At 68.4% G+C, this 15,499-nt stretch carries 16 protein-coding genes and 1 pseudogene; 5 read left to right on the top strand and 12 right to left on the bottom strand.

Going from position 1 to position 15,499, the window contains the following annotated elements; all coding sequences use genetic code 11:
• Both CCN51_RS04680 and CCN51_RS04675 read right to left on the bottom strand, forming a co-directional pair.
• Positions 1–589: pseudogene (locus CCN51_RS04680) on the bottom strand (SUKH-4 family immunity protein); the annotation flags it as partial.
• Between the two features lie 5 nt (positions 590–594).
• Positions 595–1,572, bottom strand: a complete 978-nt coding sequence (locus CCN51_RS04675; protein WP_014176933.1) for an SMI1/KNR4 family protein — start codon at positions 1,570–1,572, stop codon at positions 595–597.
• A 255-nt stretch (positions 1,573–1,827) separates the two neighbouring features.
• Here CCN51_RS04675 and CCN51_RS04670 point away from each other — a divergent pair, with 255 nt between their 5' ends.
• A complete protein-coding gene (locus CCN51_RS04670; RefSeq protein ID WP_014176934.1) occupies positions 1,828–2,382 on the top strand; it encodes a YwqJ-related putative deaminase in 555 nt (184 codons plus the stop codon).
• Between the two features lie 2 nt (positions 2,383–2,384).
• Entirely contained in the window at positions 2,385–2,630 is a 246-nt protein-coding gene (locus tag CCN51_RS04665; RefSeq protein ID WP_425444744.1) for a YciI family protein, read from the top strand.
• Between the two features lie 17 nt (positions 2,631–2,647).
• On the opposite strand, the gene CCN51_RS04660 is transcribed toward CCN51_RS04665, so the two are convergent.
• The gene (locus tag CCN51_RS04660; protein ID WP_014179175.1) at positions 2,648–3,229 is read right to left on the bottom strand and encodes a TetR/AcrR family transcriptional regulator; all 582 of its coding nucleotides are present in this window, start codon (positions 3,227–3,229) and stop codon (positions 2,648–2,650) included.
• Between the two features lie 76 nt (positions 3,230–3,305).
• Between CCN51_RS04660 and CCN51_RS04655 the strand changes: the two genes are divergently transcribed.
• Positions 3,306–4,172 (top strand): class I SAM-dependent methyltransferase, encoded by an 867-nt coding sequence (locus CCN51_RS04655; protein WP_106436427.1) that lies wholly within the window; start codon positions 3,306–3,308, stop codon positions 4,170–4,172.
• A 53-nt stretch (positions 4,173–4,225) separates the two neighbouring features.
• On the opposite strand, the gene CCN51_RS04650 is transcribed toward CCN51_RS04655, so the two are convergent.
• The 4 genes from CCN51_RS04650 to CCN51_RS04635 form a co-directional block, all read right to left on the bottom strand.
• Positions 4,226–5,863: a GH39 family glycosyl hydrolase gene (locus tag CCN51_RS04650; protein WP_014179173.1), complete on the bottom strand. Its 1,638-nt coding sequence runs from the start codon at positions 5,861–5,863 to the stop codon at positions 4,226–4,228.
• A gap of 147 nt (positions 5,864–6,010) precedes the next feature.
• The gene (locus CCN51_RS04645; RefSeq protein WP_078610621.1) at positions 6,011–6,958 is read right to left on the bottom strand and encodes a carbohydrate ABC transporter permease; all 948 of its coding nucleotides are present in this window, start codon (positions 6,956–6,958) and stop codon (positions 6,011–6,013) included.
• Positions 6,942–7,889 carry a carbohydrate ABC transporter permease gene (locus tag CCN51_RS04640; RefSeq protein ID WP_014179171.1) on the bottom strand — a complete coding sequence of 316 codons (948 nt, stop codon included), beginning with the start codon at positions 7,887–7,889 and terminating at the stop codon, positions 6,942–6,944. Before CCN51_RS04640 ends, CCN51_RS04645 begins: the two co-directional genes overlap by 17 nt.
• Positions 7,890–7,958: 69 nt before the next feature.
• Positions 7,959–9,257, bottom strand: a complete 1,299-nt coding sequence (locus CCN51_RS04635) for an ABC transporter substrate-binding protein (RefSeq protein ID WP_014179170.1) — start codon at positions 9,255–9,257, stop codon at positions 7,959–7,961.
• A gap of 177 nt (positions 9,258–9,434) precedes the next feature.
• Here CCN51_RS04635 and CCN51_RS04630 point away from each other — a divergent pair, with 177 nt between their 5' ends.
• On the top strand, positions 9,435–10,472 hold the full coding sequence (locus CCN51_RS04630) for a LacI family DNA-binding transcriptional regulator (protein ID WP_014179169.1): 1,038 nt from the start codon (positions 9,435–9,437) through the stop codon (positions 10,470–10,472).
• Positions 10,473–10,523: 51 nt separating this feature from the next.
• Here the strand turns inward: CCN51_RS04630 and CCN51_RS04625 are convergent, their stop codons facing one another.
• From CCN51_RS04625 to CCN51_RS04615, 3 genes are all read right to left on the bottom strand, one after another.
• Complete coding sequence (locus CCN51_RS04625; RefSeq protein WP_014179168.1) at positions 10,524–10,730, bottom strand: hypothetical protein; 207 nt, start codon at positions 10,728–10,730, stop codon at positions 10,524–10,526.
• Between the two features lie 147 nt (positions 10,731–10,877).
• Positions 10,878–11,525 (bottom strand): nitroreductase family protein, encoded by a 648-nt coding sequence (locus CCN51_RS04620; protein ID WP_014179167.1) that lies wholly within the window; start codon positions 11,523–11,525, stop codon positions 10,878–10,880.
• Between the two features lie 8 nt (positions 11,526–11,533).
• The gene (locus tag CCN51_RS04615; RefSeq protein ID WP_014179166.1) at positions 11,534–12,904 is read right to left on the bottom strand and encodes an MFS transporter; all 1,371 of its coding nucleotides are present in this window, start codon (positions 12,902–12,904) and stop codon (positions 11,534–11,536) included.
• A gap of 134 nt (positions 12,905–13,038) precedes the next feature.
• Between CCN51_RS04615 and CCN51_RS04610 the strand changes: the two genes are divergently transcribed.
• The gene (locus CCN51_RS04610) at positions 13,039–13,524 is read left to right on the top strand and encodes a MarR family winged helix-turn-helix transcriptional regulator (RefSeq protein WP_014179165.1); all 486 of its coding nucleotides are present in this window, start codon (positions 13,039–13,041) and stop codon (positions 13,522–13,524) included.
• A 157-nt stretch (positions 13,525–13,681) separates the two neighbouring features.
• Here the strand turns inward: CCN51_RS04610 and CCN51_RS04605 are convergent, their stop codons facing one another.
• Positions 13,682–14,647, bottom strand: a complete 966-nt coding sequence (locus tag CCN51_RS04605; RefSeq protein ID WP_014179163.1) for a TDT family transporter — start codon at positions 14,645–14,647, stop codon at positions 13,682–13,684.
• A 133-nt stretch (positions 14,648–14,780) separates the two neighbouring features.
• A complete protein-coding gene (locus tag CCN51_RS04600; protein ID WP_014179162.1) occupies positions 14,781–15,074 on the bottom strand; it encodes a DUF397 domain-containing protein in 294 nt (97 codons plus the stop codon).
• Positions 15,075–15,499 lie beyond the last annotated feature (425 nt).

Genomic DNA, 15,499 nt, shown 5'->3' with positions numbered 1-15,499 from the left:
CCCCCGCACCACCGCCGTACGAACCCGACGCCGCCGAGGCCTGCGCCCCCGGCCAGTCGTCCACCGCTTCCGACGACTCGCCCGCAGCGGAACCGCCCGCCGAAGACGCCGCCGCACCGGAGCCCGCTCCCGCACCGGGGCCCGCCCCGGAAGCACCGCCGCCCCCGTCACCGCCGCTGCCGCCGCCGCCACCCGACCGCTGGTCGGGGATGCCGCGCGCGTCCGCCGCCTCCTGTAGCCAGTCCGGCGGCGTCAGCAGGAAGGACGTCGCGTTCAAGTCGATTCGCTGCGGCCGCGCGCCCGTGCTCTCCTGGCCCCCACCGGAGGCCCCGTACTCCTCCTCGTACCGGCGGATGACCTCACCCACCGGCAGCGCCGGCCACAAGGTCGTGTCCCCGCTGTCGCGGGCGATGACCAGCCGGGCACCCTCGGAGGACGCGTCCGAGACCGGTCCGTCGGCGCGGTCCTCGGCCCAGGCCACAAAGCCCAGGTCGAACTCGCGCACCCGCACCTCACGCTGCTGATAGGCGGCCACATCGCCGTTGATCCACAGCTCCGCGCGCTCCTGCGCCTGTGCGAAGGTCACCATCGCGCTCACCCCTCCACCGGGACGGCGTACGCGAAGCCGCCCTCCACCATCAGGTTGGCCACGGTCTCCAACTCCGGCGGGTTGCCCGCGAGCCGCAGCAGGAACGCGTCGAAGTCGTCCCCGCACGGCAGCATCAGGTGCTCGACCCGGTCCTGCACCGTCCAGCCGTCGCGGTCCCGCGCATCGTCGTACGCGCAGAACCACACCGAGCCGATCGCGTCGCCCTTCACCTTCACCGCGATCACCCCGCCCTGTACGAAGCCCACCCCGAGGAAGTCCTTGGTGAAGTGGTCGCGCAGGCATTTGTTCACATACACCAAGTCGTTGACCGCGGCCTCGTCCCGCACCGTGAAGAACGGCTGGTCGACGAGGAGGCCGAGCTCCGGGTCCAGCGCCGCGCCGACCGGCGCGCAGCCGCCCGCCGCCTTGAGGAACGCCCGGTACGCACCGGGCAGCCGGTAGCCCAGGTCCTCCTCGACGCCGAGCACCTGCTCCTCGGTGACCGAAATCCCGCGCTTGGGCAGCCCGAAGTGCACCGGCCGGGTCTCCTGCAGCGGCCGGGTGCCGCGCTTGTCCTGGTCGACGGCGGCCGTCGCGAGCCCGCCGTGGTGCCGCAGCAGCGCCTTCACCTCCACCGGGATCAGCTCCAGGCGGCGGGTGCCGACGACGTGGTGCCAGGTCCAGCCGTGCGGGGTGGCCACGCTCGACGAGCCGTCCCACAGGTCGTGGCCGACGGCGTGCTGCGCGGCATTGGCGGAGACGAAGTCCGTCAGCCGCAGCTCGTCGACGCCGAACCCCTCGGGCGGCTCGGCTATTTCGACCGCCGCGCGCGCATAGGACGTAAAGTCCGGATAGCCGTTTTCGTCCACCCGAACGCCCTTGGGGTGCCGGGCGGCCCTCACCGGGTCCGGGAAGTGCACGACCTGCCCGGCGTAGGCCGTGTTCGGTGGCGCGGCATGCTGCCCGAGCCGACCTGTCGTCATGGCGGATGCCCCCTGCTGCTGCTGGCTGGTACGGACAGACTATGCGGTACCGCGGACCCGGACCCCGCCGCGCCCGACCGCGCGCGACCGACCCCCGACGCCGGGCACCCTGCCGACCTCCCGCCCGGCCCGCACCGGCCACCCCCGGACTTTCGCACCACGCGCCACATTTGGCAGGCTGATCTTCGCAACCGGGGGATTGCGCGGGGATTGCGCGCGGATTGCGCAGGGAGGGAACGGGAGGGAACGCAGGAGATGCACACCACGCCAAGCGGCCACGACGCCGCCGCGCCCGGCCAGAGCGACCCACGGCTCAGCTGGAGCGACACCGACGGCGCGGCCGGACCACCGCCGCTCCTCCACCGCCGCGACGGCATCCTGCCGACCGTCGCCGCCGCGCTCTCCGTCCGCGGCGACACGCTCACCAGCACCGCGAGCAAAGGCGACCAGCCACCCCCGCTGCACCCCCTGGTCCAGGACTTCCTGGACACCCTCACCAGCGCCCAGCGCGAGCGATTCACCGGCCGCTGCCCCGAGGCGATCCTGCTCTCCCGCCATCTGACCAGCGTCGAGGCCAACCGCTCCAAGCGCGCCGCCCGCAAACCGCTCACCCACGGCGAGGCCCGCCGCGCCTTCAAACACGCCAAGATCACCACCCGCCGGATCCGCGAGGCCGGCGACCCCCGGCACGGCAGCTACGCCCCGCCCTGCCGCTCCTGCGTACCGCTGCTGGCCCACTTCGGAGTACGGACCGTCGGACACACCAGCGGGCCCGAGGCCGAAGCCGCGGCCGGCCCGGTCAGGGGCTGACCTTGGACACCTCCAAACGCATGCGCAACATGGACACCACCCGCTTCTCCGTCCCCGTCGACGCCGCCCTGCGCGAGGCGGGCGAACTGGTGGCGGCCGGGCCGTGGGCCGACGACACTGGCGCGCTCCTCGTCTTCGACGTGGAGCGGGAGCGCCTGGACCGGATCCTGGAGGCGGATCCGTACTACGGCGTGGCAGGGGTCGAGGTGGTACGGGTGCGGGAGTGGACGCCGGTGGTCGGGCCGTAGAGCCGCCGAGCGGGGATTCAGGCCCCGGCGATGACCGTGGTCACGACCTTGCGGACGGCGTCGGCCTCGGGCGGGGTGCCCTTCCGGTCGGCGAACAGCAGATGTACGGCCCCGATCAGCGTGGGGGCGAGCGTGTCGAGGTCCGCGTCCGCCGCGATACGCCCCAGGTCGCGCTCGGCGGCGAGGTAGCCGGCGACCATGCCCGCCGCCTCGGTCAGCAACGGGATCCCGGTCGGCCTGGTCTCGCGCAGCCGGGCGCGCAGGTCGTCGCGGGAGATGACGAGGCTGACGACGGCCACGGCGACCGACCCGAACAGCTCCATCAGCGCGCGGGTGAGGTTGTCGGCGACAGAGCCGGTCCCCGCGGACTCGCGCAGGGCGGCGGCCTGGTGGTCGAGCCGGGCGATGCGGTCGAGCACGAGCTCGGCGAGGAAGGCGTCGAAGTCGGCGAAGTGCCGGTGCAGGACCCCCTTGGCGCAGCCCGCCTCCGTGGTGACCGCCCGGCTGGTCAGCGCGCTGGGCCCGTCACGGAGCAGTACGCGCTCGGCGGCGCCGAACAGCTGCTCGCGCGCATCGCGCAGGGCCACCCCGGTCGGCATGGACCGCACCTCCTTCTCACCTCGGGGGGACTGTACCCGGTTGACGAGTGGGCGATCGCCCACTCATAGTGGGCACATGCCCACTAACGAATCCGAGCAAGCCCCTCATTCGCAACGCGAGTCCCATCACGCCCGCGAGATGGCGGAGTCGTTCGGCTCGGACGCCGAACGCTACGACCGGGCCCGGCCCCGCTACCCCGACGCCATGGTGGACGCGATCACCTCCGCGATCACCGCAGCGATCACCGCCGCGAGCCCCGGGCCCGACGTCCTCGATGTCGGCGTCGGGACCGGCATCGCCGCCCGGCAGTTCCAGGCGGCCGGCTGCACGGTGCTGGGCGTCGATGTGGACGCCCGTATGGCCGAGTTCGCCCGCCGCGGCGGCGGGCTCGACGGCGGCGAGCTCGATGTCGAGGTGGCGGCCTTCGAGGCATGGGACCCGGCAGGCCGGACCTTCGACGCGGTCATCGCCGGCCAGACCTGGCACTGGATCGACCCGGTCGCGGGAGCGGCCAAGGCGGCCGAGGTGCTACGGCCCGGCGGCCAACTGGCCGTGTTCTGGAACGTATTCCAGCCCTCGCCCGATATCGCGGAAGCCTTCGCCGAGATCTACCGCCGGGTCCTGCCCGACTCGCCCCGCAACCCCTGGGCGAAGTCCGCGCTCGACCCCTACTCGACGCTGTTCACCAGGGCGGTCGACGGGATACGGCAGACAGGCGCGTTCGGCGAGCCGGAGCGGCGGCAGTTCGACTGGGAGCGCGGCTACACCCGGGAGGAGTGGCTGGATCAGCTCCGTACCGGCGGCGACGCGAGCCGGCTGCCACCGGCCAAGCTGGCGGAACTGCTGAGCGGCACCGGGGCCGCGATCGACGCGATGGGGGGCGGCTTCACGATGCGGTACGCCACGGTGGTGGTCATCGCGGCGCTCACCGCCGCCACCTGACCCGGCGTACGCGCCGGCGCCGGTCCCTGCCGTGCCCCCTCGGCGGGCGGATCTCACGCCGCCTGCCTCACCGACATCACCGCCCACGGCGAGAGGTCCACATCGATCTCGAGCACGCCATTGTCGGGCACAGTCAGCGTGAAAGTGCGGAGTGAGTCGGCGACAGCGCTCAAGTAATTGCTCTCCGCCCGAGACAAATTGAGGGGAGATCCGAGCTGGTGCCAAGCCTCGGCGACGTTCCCGTGCTCCCAGTCCATGATCTCGACGAGGAACGTGGTCCCCGGCTTGAGTTCACCGATCGAGTGGCGGATCCTTCGGTTCGGCCCCTTCTCGGCCAGCGCGCGCGTCGCTGGATACGAGTTCGCCGAGCCGACAGCCCTCATAGCCATCTCATCGGGGTAGTTGAAGAACAGCGCCGACACAGCCGATGTCTGGCTGTCCCGGGTCACGACGCCGTCGGACGTCGCGAGGAGTAGTCGGTCACCCAGCCGTCGGAGCATGGTGAACGCGTGGAATGTCGGTTTGTGAATTCCGGCCTCGTTCACAAGGCCGAACCCGCCGTGAAACGGACCGAGCCCGGCTCCTCCCTCCTCGAACACGTCCGTGAAGGTCCAGTAGGCGATCGAGTCGGCGAGGGTGGCACATTTCAGGTATGCCCGCGTGATGTACGTCGCCGCGAACAGTGTGTCATGGATGAAGTCGCGGGCAGACGGCGAGGTCGACCACTCCGTGATATGGATCTCTGCGTCCGGATAGGCACTGTTCGCCACAAGATCGCGGAGAAGGACCAGGTCGTCGAACGTCGCATCGGCGTATCGGGAGATGTGGACCGCCTGGCCGTCGGCGCCGTACGCGAAATCGGTCGGGTACAGGTGAGTCGAGATGAAGTCGACCGGAATTTTGCGCTTCGCGCACCAGTCGATGAAGTCTTCGATCCACACCGGGCGCCAGTCGAGGGCGTCCACGTCGGACGCGATGGCCGTTTCGTGCGTCGCCGAACGGTCCTCGACTTCGCCCTTGTAGCGGTCGTCGGGCACGAAGACGCTCGTTGCGGGCCCGCCCACCTTCAATTCGGGATCGATATTCTTGATCGCCGTCACAGTATGTTCGTAGAGTTCGAAGTACTCCGTCTTCGTTCCCGTCCAAAAGTGCGGAACCAGGTTGGGTTCATTCCACACCTCGAATCGCCATTCACGCACCTCCGCGAGACCGTACCGGTCGATCCAGTGTTCGACCGAACGCGTCACCAGCTCGACCCAGCGCGCCATGTCCTTGGGTGGGCTGCAGTGAGCACCCCACCAGAACACCGTCTCGTGTTCCGTCGCCAACTCGCGTGGCATGAATCCCAGCTCAACGAAGGGACGAGCGCCGGTCTCCAGGATGAAGTCGAACACCTTGTCGACGTAGCTGAAGGTGTACACCGGGGAGGCCAGGGGCGTGTTCGGGCCGAACCCGTGACCATAGGTCTCCCGGTACACGAACATGTCGTCGTGAAAGATGCCGTGGAAGCGGATGTAACGGAATCCGCAGGCATCGACAGCCTCGCTGAACTGCTGTTGCCAGTCTGCGCGCAATGCCTCATTCGCTCGTCCGGCGCCGACGCACTCTGCCCAGATGTGCGGCAGCGCGCTCTCGTCGCGCAGATGGCCGTCGATCCGGAACCGAGGTTCGCTCAGAGCGTCGTTTGTCATGGTCTCATTTCTTCGCAGAGTCGTTCATGGAAGACGGTCGACTTCGCGCGGTGCCGACGCCCGCGCCAGTCTGAACGCCAGGTCGCGCGCAGCGGCCGGGTTGTCAATGCCGGTCCGAGGTCGATATCAGGCCGCTGAAGCGTCGCCCTAGCCCTTGACGGCGCCGAGCGACACGCCTGACTGCCAATACCGCTGCAGACTGAGGAACGCGATGATCAGCGGTATGATCGTCAGCAGCGAGGCTGTGAGCACGAGATTCTGGACGAGAGCACCGCTCCCCGCGGTCGATCCCAGCTTGTTCCATCCGTTGAGTCCGATGGTCAGTGGATACCAGTTGGGATCCTTGAGCATGACCAGCGGTAGGAAGTAGTTGTTCCAGATCGATACGAACGAGAAGAGCAGGACCGTCACGCTTGCCGGTGCGAGCATCGGGAGCGCAATCTGAATGAAGGTCCTGAACTCACCGGCGCCGTCGACCTTTGCGGCTTCGAGCAGCTCCGTCGGCACGGCTTCGGCCGTGTACACCCACATCAGGTACAGCCCGAAGGGGTTGATGAAACTCGGTATGAGAACGGCCCACGGGGTGTTGGTGATGCCGAGATGCGCGAACAGCAAGAACTGTGGGATCGCCAGGGCGATGCCCGGCACCGCGATCGATCCCAGGATGACGAACAGGACCACGCGCTTGCCGTTGAAGTGGAGCTTCGCCAGGGCATACCCGCCGAGGGCCGCCAGAAACGTCGACACGACCGCGCCCACGACGACGTAGAGGACGGTGTTGAGCAGCCACCGGGAGAAAATGCCGTCCTGGTATCTGAACACCTCGACGATGTTGTCCCACAGGGCGAACTTGTGACCGGGCGCGAGCCCGAACGTGGAGACGAAGTCGGCCTGTGACTTGCTTGCGTTGATGACCAGCCACACGAGCGGCAGCAGGCAGTACAGGGCGGACAGCCCTGCCATGACAGTGAGAGTTACGCTCTTCTTGGGGTTTTCCACGGTGTAGAGGCGACGGCGGTTGCGGTAATGACGAACCGATGTGCCGGAGGTCGCGACTTCCCTGGATTCAGCTCGCACACTAGTGATCGAAGGCATTCCTCAGTCCTCTGATTTGGACGGCGTAGGCGACCGCGATCGTGATCGCAGCCATGACGAGCGCGAGGGCTGCCGCATAGCCTTGCTGAGATCCGGTGAAGGCCAGGTTGTACGCGTACAGATTGGGCGTGTAGTCGCTGGTGATGCCGCTGTTGGCTACCATTGACGGCAGGATCTGCGGCTCGTTGAAAATCTGGAACGTGCCGATGATCGAGAAGATGATCGCGATGACCAGGGACCTTCGCAGTGCCGGTAGCTTGATTCTGCGGATCACTTGAAACTCGCTCGCCCCGTCGAGGGCCGCAGCCTCGTACAACTCACGCGGGACGGCCTTGAGCACGGCGTAGAAGATGAGCATGTTGAAGCCGGTGAACGCCCAGGTCACCATCATCCCGATGGAGATGAGCGTGGTACTGGGGGTGAAGGGGTTGAGATCCGTGCCCAGAGCGTTGTTGAGGCTGCCGAACAGGCCATATTTGACGCCCAGCATGAATCCCCACATGAGAGTCGACACGACGCCCGGCACCGCATAGGGGAGGAAGATCGACACCCGCATGAACTTGGTGCCGTGCAGACGCCTGGAGTCCAACGCCAGCGCCAGCGCCATGGCGAGGATCAACATGATCGGCACCTGGACGAGTGTGAACCAGAAGACCCGGCCCACACCGTCCCAGAACTGCGCATCTTGGAACAGCTTGGTGTAGTTGGCGAGCCCGGTGAACGTGTTGCCCCCGATCAGCTTCTGCTGGAAGAGGCTGAGGTAGCCGGCGTAGACGATCGGCACTATGTACACGAACATGAACAACAATCCGAAAGGCGCGATGAACGCCAGTCCGACCTGTTTCCTGCCGCGCTTTACGGCCCGCCCCCGGCGCTGCTTTGTATCTGGCGACATCACAGTGGTGACGTCGAGACGGCCTGCGTGGCCCATTACCGGTGTTCCTTTCGGTGCGTTGCCTTGCCCGGGCTCGCTTCCTCACGCTGCCCTGACGGGGAGCCGCTAGTCCACCTCGAAACCCTGCTCATTGCCATACTTGGTCATGCGCTTCCTCCACTCCTCGAGGATTTCCGCGAGTGAGCCCTTGCCTGTGGTGTAGAACTTCGATACGAGGTCGGCGTAGGTCGATCGTGCCCACTCGAAGAACGGTGGGTACTGCCAGCCGCGCGCGACGCTCTTCGATGCCTTTGCCAGCACGGGGCCGACCTTCTGGCCACCGAAGTACTTGTCGACCTTGCTCGGGGAGTCCGTGCTCGCCAACACCGACGTGTTCGGGACGAAGGCGCCCGCTTTGACGCGGGAAGAGAGGCCGCCGCCGTGCGTGAAGTACTCGAGGAACTTGAACGCCGCGTCCTTGTGCGCGGCAGCCGCAGGGATACCGAAGCCGCTTCCGCCGTTCTCGGCCCCGACCTCGTCGCCCTGCTTCCACTGCGGCATCAACGCAACTCTGAAGTCGCCGGCGACCTTGGGTGCACGCTGGGGCAGTGACGAGGTCAGCCAGCCGCCCATGATCTGCGAGGCAAGAGTTCCGTCGTTGAGGGTGCGGTTCCAGTCGTCAGACCACGCCGTGACCTTGGTGTTGAGCAAGCCTTCGTCGAGCATCTTCTGCCAGAACGCCACGGCCTTGGTTGTGCCAGGATCCGTGAAGTCGATATGCACCTTGGTGCCGTTCACCTCGAACGGGCGACCGCCTGCCTGCCAGATGAGCGAGAGCAGGAAGAAGAGGTCCCCGGTGTCCTGGGCGATGTAGTGGTCGCCACCGAGCGCGCGAACCTTCTTGGCGTCCTCGTAGTACTCGTCCCACGTGGCCGGAGGTTTCTTCACCCCGGCCTTTCTGAGAGTGGCCTCGTTGTAGAACATGACCGACGGACCGTAATCAGAAGGCAGCGCGTAGACCTTGCCATCGACTGCCACGTCATTCCACGCGGCCTCGACGTAGTCCTTCTTGAGCTTATCGGCGCCGAATTCCCCGAGATTGTCGAGCTTGCCAGGAATGGCAAAGTAGGGCACCGCGAAGTACTCGAACATCGCAAGGTCCGGCACGCCGGAACCGGCCTGGATCGCATTATCGAGTGCCGTGTACTCGTCGAATGACGAGCCGGCGTTGACCACCTTGACCTTGATGTTCGGGTTCGCCGCCTCGAAACCAGGCACGGCCTTCGCGACCGTGTCGTCCCAGCTCCAGACGGTGAGATTCACCCGGTCGTCGCCGCCGTCCGCCGACCCACTCGAGCAGGCGCCCAGTACGAGCGTCAGCACGAGCGCCGCGGAAGAGAGTCTTGCCTTTTTGCGGAACGTCATGAGCCGCCTCCTCCTTGAGATGACCCGTAACTTTTTCGGAACCTTTTCGGAACTCGCGGCAACGTACTCGGCGCCATCTGCTCACGTCAATGCCTTGGACGCAATCGACGCCAGGGTCGGCACATGTGTAACGTGTACTTAGGATCGAAAAAGTTTCGACCACGAAACGGAGTCACGATGAGTCGGCGATCCGGTTCCGAACGAGCCACCCTCGCGGACGTCGCCCGGCTGGCCGGCGTCTCGCCAGCGACCGCCTCGAAGGTCCTCAACGGGCGCAGCGACGTGGCGGCGAACACGCGCGACCTTGTCCTTGGTGTCATCGCCGAGCTCGGCTACAAGCCGACGACGGCGCGACGGGATCCGCAGCGGGAGCGGACGCTCGTCACTGTGCTCGACATAGTCGAGTCTCGCTACGCCGGGACGGTGCTCCAAGGGATCCTCTCGGCCGCGACCGCCGCGCAGGCCGAGCTCCTCCTGCGCCTGCCGCCCGAAGACTGGATCGACACAAGCCGTACAGCGGCCCGTGCCTGGATCGCGGAGCTGCAGGCGTCCGGCGTCGTCGGCATCATCGTGCTCGCCGCCGCCGTGCCCGACTCGGTGCTCCTCGCCGCGGAGGATGCAGAGCTGCCGGTGGTGACGATCGACCCGATCGACACCACCGACTCGCGTGTCGCCAGCATCGGTTCCACCAACTGGGCGGGGGGTCGCTCGGCGACCGAGCACGTCATCGGGCTGGGCCACCACAGGATCGCCTGGATCGGCGGCCCGCTGGGTTCCACTCCCTCGGCAGAGCGCTTCCACGGGTACCAGGCCGCGCTGCACTCGGCGGGCATCACGCCGGACGGCGCGATGATCCGCCACGGCGCGTTCTCCGTCGAAGCGGGACTTCAGCACGCCCATGACATGCTGGCGCTCGACGAGCGGCCGACCGCGATCGTCGCGGGCAACGACGAAATCGCAGTCGGGGTGCTCGCTGCGGCCAATGAACTCCAGATCACCGTCCCGGGGGATCTATCGGTTACCGGGTTCGACGACACGCCGCAGGCCCAATGGACAACCCCCCGGCTGACGTCCGTCGGGCAGCCTCTCGTCGGCATGGGCCGGATGGCCGTCGAGACCGCCCTCGGCATGGCGAACGGCGTCCAGCCCGCCTCCTGGCACCTCCAGCTGGCGACCACCCTCAACGTCCGTGACTCCACAGGCCCTGCCACATGACCTGATCCGCCCCACTCGGAGATCCATCACGTCGTGGTGACTGCATGACCGTCAGATGCTGGACAGGTCTAAGTAGTCGTCCGAGCTCCGGCTCGGGCTGCGGTCCTTGCTCCCGGCCCGGCGCGCCGACTCGCCGTCCGCCGACGTCGTGGTTGCCGCCGTACGCACCCAACGCGGGCCGCCCCGCGCCGCCCACACGACGCAGACACACCCTCCGACGGCGAGCACGACGATGCCGGACAAAACGAGCACGGTCATGCCCCTGCCCCTCCCACTTCTGCGGTCCGCTTCTGCGGTCCGCGCCATCCTGCCAGTCCGCGAGGGTGACCGGCCACGTTCAGGGCATGGCCGGAGCAGGGGCGGCCCGGCAGGGGCGGCCCGGCAGGGGCGGCCCGGCAGGTGCGCTCACCACCGGTCCCAGTGCAGGACCTCCTCGCGTGGGATACGGGGAGCGGGCTTGAAATCGGTGCCGATGGTGAAGGCCAGCGGGATGAACGCCGCCAGCATGACCTCCTCGTACGGCACGCCGAGCACCTGGGCCAACTCGCGTTCGAGCGGCCCCTGCGCGGTGGTCCACACCGTGCCCAGGCCACGCGCCCGGGCGGCCAGCATGAAGCTCCACACGGCGGGCAGGATCGACCCCCACGCCCCCGCCTGCACGGCCACCGGGGCGCGGTCGGTCCGGCCCTCCACACCGGGGATGACGAACGCGGGCACCCGATGGATGTTGTCGGCCAGGTGCCGCAGTCCGTCGAAGACCCGCTCGGTGGAGCGGGCGTGATAGTTCATCCGCCACATGTCGCGCTCGGTCAGCGGCTGCCCGGTGACCAGGGGCAGGGCGCGCAGAAAGATATCGGCCACGGCCCGCCGCTGCTCCGGCTCGGTGACGACGAGGAAGTGCCAGCGCTGCCGGTTGCGCCCGGTGGGCGCCTGTACGGCCAGGTCCACGCACTCCTCGATCAGGACACGAGGCACCGGGCGGGTGAGGTCCAGGCGCTTGCGTACCGCGCGGGTGGTGCTCAGCAGTTGGTCAGGGGTGAGATCCAGCGTCATGACGCTCCTCAGGAAGGTGAGGTGGTGGGTACGGAAGCGGGTGCGGGGCGGCGGAGGCGCAGGCCCGAGGCGGCGATCAGGGCGCCCAGCAGGGAGAAGCCGCTCGCTGTCAGGAAGGCGATCCGGTAGCCGGCCGATGTGGAACCGCCGAGCGTCATCACCGCCGCCAGCACCGCCACACCGATCCCGGCGCCGATCTGGACGGCGGAGGTGACCAGCCCGGAGGCCAGCCCCTGCCGCTCGTCGGGCAGGCCGGCGACGGCGGCGATGTTGAGGCTCGGGAAGGACAGCCCGTTTCCGACCCCGTGCACGACCAGCGCGGGCAGCAAGGCCGTCACGTAGTCGCCGGTGTCCCCGGCCCGCAGGAACAACAGGATGCCCGCGCCCTGGCCCAGCAGCCCGGCGGCGGCCACCCGCCCCAGGCCCCACCGGCTGATCAGCCGGCCGGCCAGATTGGCGGCGACGACGATGGCCACGCCCATCGGGACGATCCCGAGCCCGGTGGCCAGCGCGGTGTAGTCGAGCTCCTGCTGCAGATACAGGACGGCGACGAACTGCCAGCCGATCGTCGCGCACGCCCAGGCCAGCGCCGCGAGGTTGGCGGCGGCCACCGTCCCGGACCTGAACACCTCAAGCGGGATCAGCGGTGCGGGCCGCCGCCGTTCGATGGCGACGAAGGCGCCCAGCAGCAGCGCGGCCATGACGCCGGCCGGCCAGTTCTTCACCGTCAGCGCGAACACCAGCAGCAGCACCCCGCCGGTGACCGCGACGGCACCGGCGGCGTCGAACCCCTCGCGCGCCTTCGGCGGCTGCGGGCCGCGCGGCAGCGCCAGCGGCGCGACGGCCAGCACCAGCAGGGCGATCGGGACCGGCAGGAAGAACACCAGCCGCCAGCTGATCTCGGTCAACAGGCCCGAGGCGATCAGCCCCGCGGTGTATCCGGTCGCCCCTGCCAGCGAGTAGACCCCCAGCGCCCGGTTGCGCCGCGGCCCCTCGGCGAAGGTGGTGGTGATCAGCGACAGCGCCGCCGGGGCGGTGTGCGCGGCCGCCAGCCCCTTGATCACCCGGGTGACCACCAGCGGCCATCCGTCCGACAGGAGCCCACCGGCCAGGCTCGCCACCGCGAACACCGCCAGCGACAGCAGGAACACCCGGCGGCGGCCGAACAGGTCGGCAATACGGCCGCCGAGCAGCAGAAAGCCGCCGTAGGCGACCGCGTAGCCGGACATCAGCCACTGCAGGGTGCTCGCCCGGAGCGACAGATCACGCCCGATGGCTGGCAGGGCCACGCCCATCAACGACAGGTCCATCGAGTCCAGGAACACCGCGGCGCAGAGCAACACCAGGGCCACCTGTGGGCGGCCGTCTGTTCGGGTCACGATCCCTCTCCATCTGAGTCCAAACAATTGGTGGACAGACGATTGTGACCGTATGGCCGCCAATCATCTGCTGTCAAACAATCTTTGGAGAGATGGATGTGGGATAGACTGACGGCTCACGGAGAAGGAGAGCGATGGCGACCACGAACAGAGCGGCGACCGACCGGGCCCGGCCCGCGTACTTCGCGCAGCTCGCCACCGAGCGGCTGGACATCGCGCTGTGCCGGGCCTCGTCCGCCGTCGCCCGCGCCGCCGACGCGCACGCCACCGAGGAAGGGCTCGGCGTCGGGCAACACCTCGTGCTCCAGATGCTCGACGCCGTCGGCCCCTGCTCCCAGCAGGCACTCAGCGAGGAACTGCGGATCGACCGCAGCGTCATGGTCAGCATCTGCGACGACCTGGAGCAGTCGGGCCATATCCGCAGGGAGCGCAACCCGCGCGACCGGCGCTCCTACGCGGTCACCATCACCGACTCGGGCCGCCGAAGGCTCGCCGAGGCCCAGGCCTCGATCCCCGCGTTCCTGGAGGACACCTTCCGCGTCCTCACCCCCGACGAGCGCGGCCAACTGAGCGCGATCCTCGGCAAACTCCTCCAGCCGGGAAACAGCGGGGAACAGTAACGTGCCCCTCCAACTCGGCCATGCCCGGTGCTGGACCGGCGACCGCGACGGCGCGGTCGCCGCAGCGCGTCACGACGCCGACGAGATCCTCATCGATGGGGAGACCTGTTTCCGCGGTGAACGGTCGTAGGCCCTGTCGTCCATCTTCGCGGGACGCTCAAGAGCTGTTCGCGCCGGAGGCGGGCGACGAGGGCGTAAGCAGTTCGCCACGGGCCAGGGCCAGGACGGTCCGGGCCGCGATGGCACCGATGAGGACGGTGACGGCCGCGAGGACGAGGTAGGTGTAGACGAGGTGGCCCGCCGGTTTGCCGGCATCGATCCAGTGCAGCGTGGTGGTGGCCACCACGGCCCAGGAGAAGGTGAAGGCCCACGTGCCGACCGAGAACCGCAGGCGCGCGTAGAGGGGGATCAGCCGGAGCTGGACGATGACCATCAGCAGTCCGTATCCGGCCAGCGCGGCCGCGATGAAATCCACCCGGCCCTGGTCGAGTGCGAAGTAGGCGACGCTGGCGATGGCGGCGGGGGCCACCTCGATCGCCATCGTCGGCAGGAGCGGCGCGGGCAGTCGCGGACGGTGGAACAGCCTTCCCCCGATCATCGAACCGAGGATGAACCAGCAGATCACACCGAAGCCGAACATGACCTCGGCCAGCCGGGTCTGTCCCACCTTCGCGGCGCTGGCGCAGGCAACCAGACCGCCGGCCACCGTGGGCAGGTAGTAGCCGGGGTGCATCTGGTCCAGTTCCATGGGCCTGCAGATCCACTGTCCGGTGAGCCACCCGCCGAACAACACGGTCAGCACGAGAAAGACGTCCACCAGGACCCTCCCCGCCGTCAGGCTGTACGGTGCCAGCCCCTGGGCCGCCAGCAGCATCGGGGCGATCAGCGCCAGGGAGGCGAACGGACTGGCCACGGGGTCCTCCAGGTCGGCCCGGAGCCTCCCCCTGCCGCCGCACACGTAGCGCAGATACCACCCCACCGATACCAGCCACACGACAGCGGCCAGTCCCATCAGGGCTCTTCCGACGATCACCGGAACGTGCCCAGCCTGACCAGCGGTCACCCAGGTGCCGCCGAGACCGGCCAGGCCGAAGGCCATGCCGAAAATGCGCGGTACGGCCACCGCCAGCTCCTTTCAGACCCGGCCGGTGAGCCCACCGCAACCGCGCCGTCGGACCAAGCGAATGTTCCGGATATTTAGATCTTGCGCGATGTCCTGCCGTCCCGCAACGCGACGCAGTACTGAGCTGCCTCCTTCAGCGACGGCCCGCGTAGGTGAGGAAGGCGGTCCAGGCGGCTGGGGTGACGGCGAGTTGGGGGCCGTGGGGGTGCTTGGAGTCACGGATGCGGTCCGCCTTGTCCAGGAACTCCGGCCGGGGAATCCGCCGCGCCCGCTCGACGGCCGAAACCAACTCCTCCCCGTAACCGATCGCCGCCCCCAACTCCATCTGCTTCATCCCCGCCGCCTCACGCCACAGCTTGATCTGGCGGCCGACCGCCCTCAACACCGCGCCGCTGTCGTCCTCTTCGAATCCCTGGACCTCACTCATGACTGCCACCTCCGACGTGTCCGTGCCCAACGTCGCCCGCCCAGCGCGCGTCACGGCGTACGGACCGGACAAGCGCCGGACCGCAGCCGGAGCACCACCGGACGGTCACCGTCCGTATTGGCGTCGCTACTTTTCAGCCTAGATGCGCGCGGCCACGCTGAGTGATGTGAGCCGACATTTCACTCGAACAGACACTTCCGTTTCCGCACCGCCGCCCACCGCCCGCCACTTCACGGCCCTGCTCTCCGCCACCCGCAAGGGCGCCCGCCTGGCCTGCCTCCTCGCCACCGAACGACTTCGCAACCGTCCGCCGACGCGGGGAGACCGGCGGCGAGTCGGCGTGCGGGGCAGGGTGCCGCCTGAGCGTGGACGGCCCAACCGGCCGGGGCTTCACACCTGTCCCTCCTGCCTGCCGCGCCGCGGGA

Origin of the sequence: Streptomyces milbemycinicus (genome assembly GCF_002154605.1) — a bacterium.
Classification (GTDB): Bacteria; Actinomycetota; Actinomycetes; order Streptomycetales; family Streptomycetaceae; genus Streptomyces; species Streptomyces milbemycinicus.
Note: the sequence above shows the minus strand (reverse complement) of the source record. Positions and strands in the feature narration are given on the sequence as shown.

What these genes read in the sequence shown, in the direction of transcription:
- CCN51_RS04625 (WP_014179168.1), bottom strand. Translation starts at nt 10,730, where the DNA reads ATGACCGTGCTCGTTTTGTCCGGCATCGTCGTGCTCGCCGTCGGAGGG.
- CCN51_RS04610 (WP_014179165.1), top strand. Translation starts at nt 13,039, where the DNA reads ATGGCGACCACGAACAGAGCGGCGACCGACCGGGCCCGGCCCGCGTAC.
- CCN51_RS04655 (WP_106436427.1), top strand. Translation starts at nt 3,306, where the DNA reads ATGCCCACTAACGAATCCGAGCAAGCCCCTCATTCGCAACGCGAGTCC.
- CCN51_RS04650 (WP_014179173.1), bottom strand. Translation starts at nt 5,863, where the DNA reads ATGACAAACGACGCTCTGAGCGAACCTCGGTTCCGGATCGACGGCCAT.
- CCN51_RS04660 (WP_014179175.1), bottom strand. Translation starts at nt 3,229, where the DNA reads ATGCCGACCGGGGTGGCCCTGCGCGATGCGCGCGAGCAGCTGTTCGGC.
- CCN51_RS04630 (WP_014179169.1), top strand. Translation starts at nt 9,435, where the DNA reads ATGAGTCGGCGATCCGGTTCCGAACGAGCCACCCTCGCGGACGTCGCC.
- CCN51_RS04675 (WP_014176933.1), bottom strand. Translation starts at nt 1,572, where the DNA reads ATGACGACAGGTCGGCTCGGGCAGCATGCCGCGCCACCGAACACGGCC.
- CCN51_RS04645 (WP_078610621.1), bottom strand. Translation starts at nt 6,958, where the DNA reads ATGCCTTCGATCACTAGTGTGCGAGCTGAATCCAGGGAAGTCGCGACC.
- CCN51_RS04635 (WP_014179170.1), bottom strand. Translation starts at nt 9,257, where the DNA reads ATGACGTTCCGCAAAAAGGCAAGACTCTCTTCCGCGGCGCTCGTGCTG.
- CCN51_RS04620 (WP_014179167.1), bottom strand. Translation starts at nt 11,525, where the DNA reads ATGACGCTGGATCTCACCCCTGACCAACTGCTGAGCACCACCCGCGCG.
- CCN51_RS04600 (WP_014179162.1), bottom strand. Translation starts at nt 15,074, where the DNA reads ATGAGTGAGGTCCAGGGATTCGAAGAGGACGACAGCGGCGCGGTGTTG.
- CCN51_RS04640 (WP_014179171.1), bottom strand. Translation starts at nt 7,889, where the DNA reads ATGGGCCACGCAGGCCGTCTCGACGTCACCACTGTGATGTCGCCAGAT.
- CCN51_RS04670 (WP_014176934.1), top strand. Translation starts at nt 1,828, where the DNA reads ATGCACACCACGCCAAGCGGCCACGACGCCGCCGCGCCCGGCCAGAGC.